Origin of the sequence: Porphyromonas sp. oral taxon 279 str. F0450 (genome assembly GCF_000292995.1) — a bacterium.
Classification (GTDB): domain Bacteria; phylum Bacteroidota; class Bacteroidia; order Bacteroidales; family Porphyromonadaceae; genus Porphyromonas; species Porphyromonas pasteri.
The window spans coordinates 1-5,909 of sequence record NZ_ALKJ01000022.1 but is presented as its reverse complement, the minus strand read 5'-3'; the positions used below and the strand labels follow the sequence as shown (position 1 = coordinate 5,909).

9 protein-coding genes are annotated in these 5,909 nt (G+C 52.6%); 6 read left to right on the top strand and 3 right to left on the bottom strand.

The window, feature by feature from the left end; translation table 11 throughout:
• The 6 genes from HMPREF1323_RS06305 to HMPREF1323_RS06280 form a co-directional block, all read left to right on the top strand.
• Positions 1–659, top strand: a 659-nt coding sequence (locus HMPREF1323_RS06305; RefSeq protein WP_009433300.1) for a site-specific integrase, incomplete at its 5' end; no start/stop codon positions are given.
• Between the two features lie 32 nt (positions 660–691).
• Positions 692–1,156: a DUF1896 domain-containing protein gene (locus tag HMPREF1323_RS06300; RefSeq protein WP_009433301.1), complete on the top strand. Its 465-nt coding sequence runs from the start codon at positions 692–694 to the stop codon at positions 1,154–1,156.
• A 149-nt stretch (positions 1,157–1,305) separates the two neighbouring features.
• Positions 1,306–1,641, top strand: coding sequence for a hypothetical protein (locus HMPREF1323_RS06295; RefSeq protein ID WP_044124156.1), 336 nt, complete (start codon positions 1,306–1,308; stop codon positions 1,639–1,641).
• 378 nt (positions 1,642–2,019) lie between these two features.
• Complete coding sequence (locus tag HMPREF1323_RS06290) at positions 2,020–2,418, top strand: hypothetical protein (protein WP_009433305.1); 399 nt, start codon at positions 2,020–2,022, stop codon at positions 2,416–2,418.
• Positions 2,419–2,423: 5 nt separating this feature from the next.
• On the top strand, positions 2,424–2,846 hold the full coding sequence (locus HMPREF1323_RS06285) for a PcfK-like family protein (protein WP_009433303.1): 423 nt from the start codon (positions 2,424–2,426) through the stop codon (positions 2,844–2,846).
• A 2-nt stretch (positions 2,847–2,848) separates the two neighbouring features.
• Positions 2,849–4,114, top strand: a complete 1,266-nt coding sequence (locus HMPREF1323_RS06280; protein WP_009433298.1) for a PcfJ domain-containing protein — start codon at positions 2,849–2,851, stop codon at positions 4,112–4,114.
• 298 nt (positions 4,115–4,412) lie between these two features.
• Here HMPREF1323_RS06280 and HMPREF1323_RS06275 read toward each other — a convergent pair whose 3' ends face one another.
• From HMPREF1323_RS06275 to traN, 3 genes are all read right to left on the bottom strand, one after another.
• The gene (locus HMPREF1323_RS06275; protein WP_009433304.1) at positions 4,413–4,844 is read right to left on the bottom strand and encodes a DUF3872 domain-containing protein; all 432 of its coding nucleotides are present in this window, start codon (positions 4,842–4,844) and stop codon (positions 4,413–4,415) included.
• A 14-nt stretch (positions 4,845–4,858) separates the two neighbouring features.
• The gene (locus HMPREF1323_RS06270) at positions 4,859–5,431 is read right to left on the bottom strand and encodes a conjugal transfer protein TraO (RefSeq protein ID WP_009433302.1); all 573 of its coding nucleotides are present in this window, start codon (positions 5,429–5,431) and stop codon (positions 4,859–4,861) included.
• Between the two features lie 5 nt (positions 5,432–5,436).
• The coding region (traN, locus tag HMPREF1323_RS06265; RefSeq protein ID WP_009433306.1) for a conjugative transposon protein TraN at positions 5,437–5,909 on the bottom strand (473 nt) is incomplete at its 5' end.

Sequence of the window (5,909 nt, the reverse complement as noted above, 5' to 3'; positions counted from 1 at the left end):
CCTTAAAGACCGTCACTATCTATGCTCTCAAGCGGGGCTATCTCCTCCAAGATCCTTTTCGAGATCACCACTTCCACCTCGCACCAGTGGACAGAGGCTTTCTCACCGACGAGGAGATCCTGAGGATAGCCAATAAGGAGCTGATGATTCCTCGCCTTGAGCTCGTCCGTGACCTCTTCCTCTTCTCCTGCTTCACTGGACTTGCCTACATCGATGTGGCCAATCTTCGGCGAGAGCATCTGGTCACCCTGGATGGAAAGGCATGGATCATGACACGAAGAAAGAAGACAAGCGTGGAGAGTAACATCCTCCTTCTAGACATCCCCAAGGCCATCATCGAAAAGTATAGCTCGAGTACGACTTCCAAGGACGGGAAGCTCTTTCCTATCCTCTCCAACCAGAAGATGAATGCCTATCTCAAGGAGATCGCCGACCTATGTGGCTTACAGAAGCGACTCACCTTCCATCTGGCTCGCCATACCTTTGCGACGATGTCGCTCAGCAAAGGCGTACCGATGGAGAGCGTCTCCAAGATGCTAGGGCATACCAACATCAAGACTACACAGATCTATGCCCGCATTACCAGCAAGAAGATCGAGCACGATATGGAGCAGCTAGCGGGTAAGCTCGATAAGTTCAACCAAGCCATGGGTCTCTAAGCCTATGCTCTCCCCTTAATACAAGCCCTATTATGAATCAGACCAAGAAAGAGCTTTCCTACTTCCGACTCAAGCTGGAAGGCTACCTCAGAGACCATCATCCCGAGCTAGTGGCCAACAGCGCCTTCATCGGAGCTCGTACAGACCTAGCCCTTTCCTCCTACTGCGATAGCGTAGCCCAGGGCTTCTCGCACCTCGAAGCGGAGGCAATGGCTAGCGAGGTCCTCTACCAGGGACTCCACTTCTCCAAGTATGACACCCTCGTCTCCATCCTTGAGCAGGAGTTCTCCGAAGAGCTTCCCGATCCCCTTCCCCGTAGGCTCGCCCCCATCCTCCTGGGCAACAAGTCCATCCAAGCGGTCTTCTCAGGGTACGAGCTCCACGACGACTTCGATGGCAGTCCTGAGTACGAGCTACTCTACACCGAGCTGACGGGGACCATCGTCCTACTCATCGAGGAGAACCACCTCCCCACTCTCGACAAGACTGAAGCGTAAGCTCAAGGACAAGATATCATCCAGGGGACACGCGAGTATCAAGAGCCAAGATATACGCTCCGCTCCACACGTCAAGGGACCAGCGCCCTTGCCCTTTGTGTCTCGGAGCATCTTGTCCCTGCTCTTGAATCTCTAGCATGTCCCCAGATATGAATACTCAAGCAATGAATCACGATCCGCATAGCCCCGTCTTCATCAGGGGTAAGGCTTCTCCCGACAAGCAGACGAAGGAGCAAGCTCCTCCCTCTCGCTCCATCGACTGGCGACGCCTCATCGAGCTGGCACTTCTCCTGGCACTAGTGGTAGCTGCCCTCTACCTCGTCTCTAGAGTCGTTACACCACAAGTCGTACAGATCATGAGCGTCATCGTGGGCTTCCTCCTGCTACGCTTCGTAGTACGAACAGTCCTACAGGTCACCTTCACCATCCTCGGCTTCCTCTTCTGGCTAGCCATCTTCGTGGCGATCCTAATCTGCATCCTTTAGCAAGGATACTTCCTCATACTCTTGATGGGTGGCTGGCTCTTAGGAGCTAACCACCCTTTTACTTTCGACTTATAGGCTTTGCACTTCTGCTTCTCATCCAGCCGCTCCACTTGATGCGTAAGCGATGGATACTGTTTCTTTTCCCTCGCAAAGGTAGGACGGGGCTGGGGCTACCCCAAGGTCGGTGCCTGCGGTTGGCAGGAAAATCTCCACACTTCCGCCTCAAGGGCTCCAGGTAGTATTTTCCCCCCAAACCTTGTGTCCGCCATCGCCCCGCTACCTCTGTCTTGCTCGAAAAAGGAATCAGCATACTCCGATCGTTGGACGCATAAAAAAAATGTCACTATGGATAAGCAGAATGTAAATACCAGATCTTCGATGAAAAGAAAAGGAGATAGCTCCTCCTCCCATTACCGCATAAGTTCGGGGCTTGAGGAGTGTGCGTGTGCCGTGGCGACTAAGTTCGTGCAGTGGGAGGTGCAACCCTTGGAAACCCTCTGTGCCTGTGAAGCCTACCTCCTGCGGGTGAAGCTCAATCGTGGCGGAGCGATGAGCCGTGAGGAAAAGGATTGGCTATGCGAAGCCGTGAACAGCAACACCTACTTCCGCACCGCCATACCCGTGATGGGCTACCGCTTTGACTTCTTCGATGTGCTGAAAAAGTACTTGGTCAAGCAATACGGACAATGGGCAGAATACTATGCCCCTGACCGCACCAGTCTACGTAAGCTCCTCTACGGACGTATCAACCAGATTGTAGAAATCCCTAAATACTAAGGACAATGAACGGAACAGAACAATTCACTCGTACCATAGCCGAGTACCTCAACCTACGAGCTGCTACAGACCCTCTGTTTGCTCCTAACTTGGCAAAGCCCCACAAGAACATCGAGGACTGCATCACCTATATCTTAAAGCAGGTGCAACAGAGTGCTTGCAACGGCTTTGAGGACGATGAAATCTACTCTATGGCGGTACACTACTACGATGAAGACGATTTAGATGTGGGTAGCCCTGTCGCCTGCCATGTGGTCGTCAATCATACCCTAGTCCTCACCGAGGAAGAGAAAGCCGAAGCCCGCAAGCAGGCGATACAGCAGTATCAAGCCCAGGAGCTACGCAGGTTGCAAGAGCCGAAGCGAGTGAAAGCCAAGGCAAGCACCGACAGCGAGCAAGTACCCGAACCTTCTCTATTTGATGTGTAGCTATGAAACCGAGAAACAAGTTTGAGCAAGCTGTCCTAGCTCAAAGCAAGTACCTCCGCCCCATAACGAAGACACAGAGGCAGTGGGCATTCCGTGAGTGCATTGAGCACTATGCCTATCGCCTACCCAAGGGCAAGACGACTTGTATGGATTGTGGGCATTCGTGGCAAATGATTGAGCCTACCGAGCATTGCACCTGCCCCCAGTGTGGGGCAGACTTAGAGGTCATAACGACAAGGGCGAGGAAGTTAAAGCAACGGCAGTATTTCACAGTACTGACCACTTCGGGAGGGTATCAAGTCTTGCGTATGTACTTGCTTATTGTGGGTATGGAGAAAGGCTACCAAGCCAGCTCCTCCGTCATGGAGATTGGTCAGTATTGGTGGGATGAGCGTGGCAGGCAGTCGATTGTCGCCGTACAGCGAACGATGGGGCATTATATCGATAGCTTTGCCTACTATTCGCCTATGGCTATTCGTCGGGACAACGAAGCCTACCGCTTCGTTGCTCGTTGTTCCTTATGCCCTAAGGTTAAGCTAAGCGATACCCTAACAAGAAATGGCTTCGAGGGTAAGTGCTATGGCATTGCTCCCACGAGCCTTATTCCTGCCCTCCTCACGGACAGCCGAGCCGAGACCCTACTGAAAGCTGGACGCACCGAGCATCTTGCTTACTTCCTCAGCTGTCCAAGGAGTTGGGATGCCTATTGGCCAGCCTACAAAATCACACTTCGCAGGGGCTACGACATTACGGACATCGCCCTTTGGTGCGATTATGTGGATATGCTCCGTAGATTAGGTAAGGACACGCACAACGCCCACTACGTTTGCCCCGAGGACTTACAGCAAGCCCACGACGAGGTACACCGAAAGTTGCGGGCCCGGCAAGAGCGAGAACAAGAGGAGCACAAACGACAGAAGGCGCAGGAGGATGAAGCACGATTCCAAAAACTCAAAGCCCCATTCTTTGGTATCACCTTCACTGATGGTACCATCCAAATCCGAGTGCTGGAGAGCGTGCAGGAGTATATCGAGGAAGGACAAGCTCTACACCATTGCGTATTCACTAATGAGTATCATCTCAAGGAGAAGAGCCTTATTCTATCGGCTCGCATTGAGGGCAAGCGGGTAGAAACCATTGAGGTATCGCTTGAAACGATGCAGGTCATCCAGTGCCGTGGCTTGCAGAACAAGAACACCGAGTACCACGAGCACATCATCGAGCTCGTGCATCAGAACATGAAGCAGATACAAAGTCGTGTAGCCTAAATACTAGCCCCAAGAATGACAGCCTCGGAGTAATAAGCCACTTCGAGGCTTCTTTTCTTTGCCTTGAGAGGAGCAGGCGACCCAAAGAAAAGAAGCAAAAGAAAGTCGCAAGGGAAGAGAAATACACCCTATAGGGGTACCCTTAGGAGACTATAGAGGAGTAGTGACAGCTACCAAGCTCCTTTACAGAATGCTCCTACATCCCTTCAGGCTAGGTCCGAGAGAAGACTGGCTGTAAAAAATAGGCATCTGTCCCACTGGACAGATGCCTATTTTGGGAGACTTATAGTATGGGAGCTTAGTCAGCCTTCTTGTGATTGAATGAAAACGTCAGCTGTCGGACCTTGCCGAAGTTGTCCTCTATGTACACGTCAATCGTCTGCCGATCTGCTGACTGCGAGGTATAGTACAGGCGAAACTCCTCTCGCGCTAGGGGATAGCGGTCATTAGGCTTGAGTGCTGCTCCTTTATCCAACCTCAGCATCCCTTTACCCTCGCTTTGGAAGTAGCGAAGAGTGTAGCGGGCTCCAGCAAAGCGGCCAGCTCGCTTGAGGGAGCATCGTATTTCAGCCGTTTCGCCCCTACGGATGTCCTTCTGGACGGGCATCGTCTCCAGCGTGAAGTCGTAAGCCTGTCGCACCTCCAGCTCGCGGTCACAAGCAGGGAGACAAAGGCTCACTACGGCAAGTAGCCCCACAGCCCAGAGCGCATTCACAAATTTCCTTTTCATTCTTCGTCTTCGTTCTATAGGTTCAAGCGCAGTCCCAAGGCAAGGGCGGGACGAAAGCGGTGTAGATCAGACCCGAGGAGCAATCGCCCCTGAGCCTTGAGGACAAGGAGGAGCCTATCGGAGAGGAAGCATTCTACCGAGCAATGCACCGCCCCACCATAGACGAGGCGTGAGCGGTCAAGAAGCGTCGCTCCATCGGGTAGCAAGGACTTCTCTTCATTGAGTTCTTCGTAGCCCCCGAGGGCAGAGACCCCGAGGTAGGTAAAGATGTTCTTACCCCTATCTGAGAGAAGCGGCTGCATATAGCCCAGCTGAAGGAGCATATCACGCATTGGAACGTCATAGTCACGATACGCTAGTCGCTGCTCTTCGTATTCAGCCAAGAGGAAGGCATAGTTTGCTCGCTTGAGGTACTTCGTAAGCGACACACCAGCACCCCAGTGCTCTTTGCTAAAGACCTTCTCTCCCTTAATCAGTGGCACGGATGCGATGAGCTCAATCCCTTGTTGCTTCGGGATGAGTCGCTGTGCCTCTACAGAGAAGAACCCACAGAGAGCCCAAGTGAGTAGTAAACACAACTTCTTCATAGGGCTTACCACTTGAGTTGAAGCTGGTCAATCTTCCTGGCAAGTAGAAGGTCTTCCTCATCGAGGTAAAAGGCAAGCGTGCGTCCGCCACCTCGTTCGTAAAGTCTTACCTCAAGCTGTTTGTCCTCCGAAAGGGTAAACTGCTCGAGCACGAAGACCGTGCGCTCGCATCCTTCTGCTCGCACCCGAGTCACCTCGTGGTAGGCTCGTAGCGGTTGCAGGACCTGCTCCTGGATGGCCGTACGTCGAGCCACCTTCTTATCGACGACCTTGAAGCTGATGAAGTCCACCGAGTAAGGGAGGTTCGTCTCATTGTCGATGCAGGTATGTAGGTAGAGCAAGCCATTGTGTGCATAGAGGCCACGCAGGAGGAAGCGTATTCCAAACTGGCGTACCCCGATGTGTTTGACCGTCCGCTCATCATTCTGATGGATGGTCTTCATCATCAGTTTCACGAGGATGGGCGACTCACTCCCCA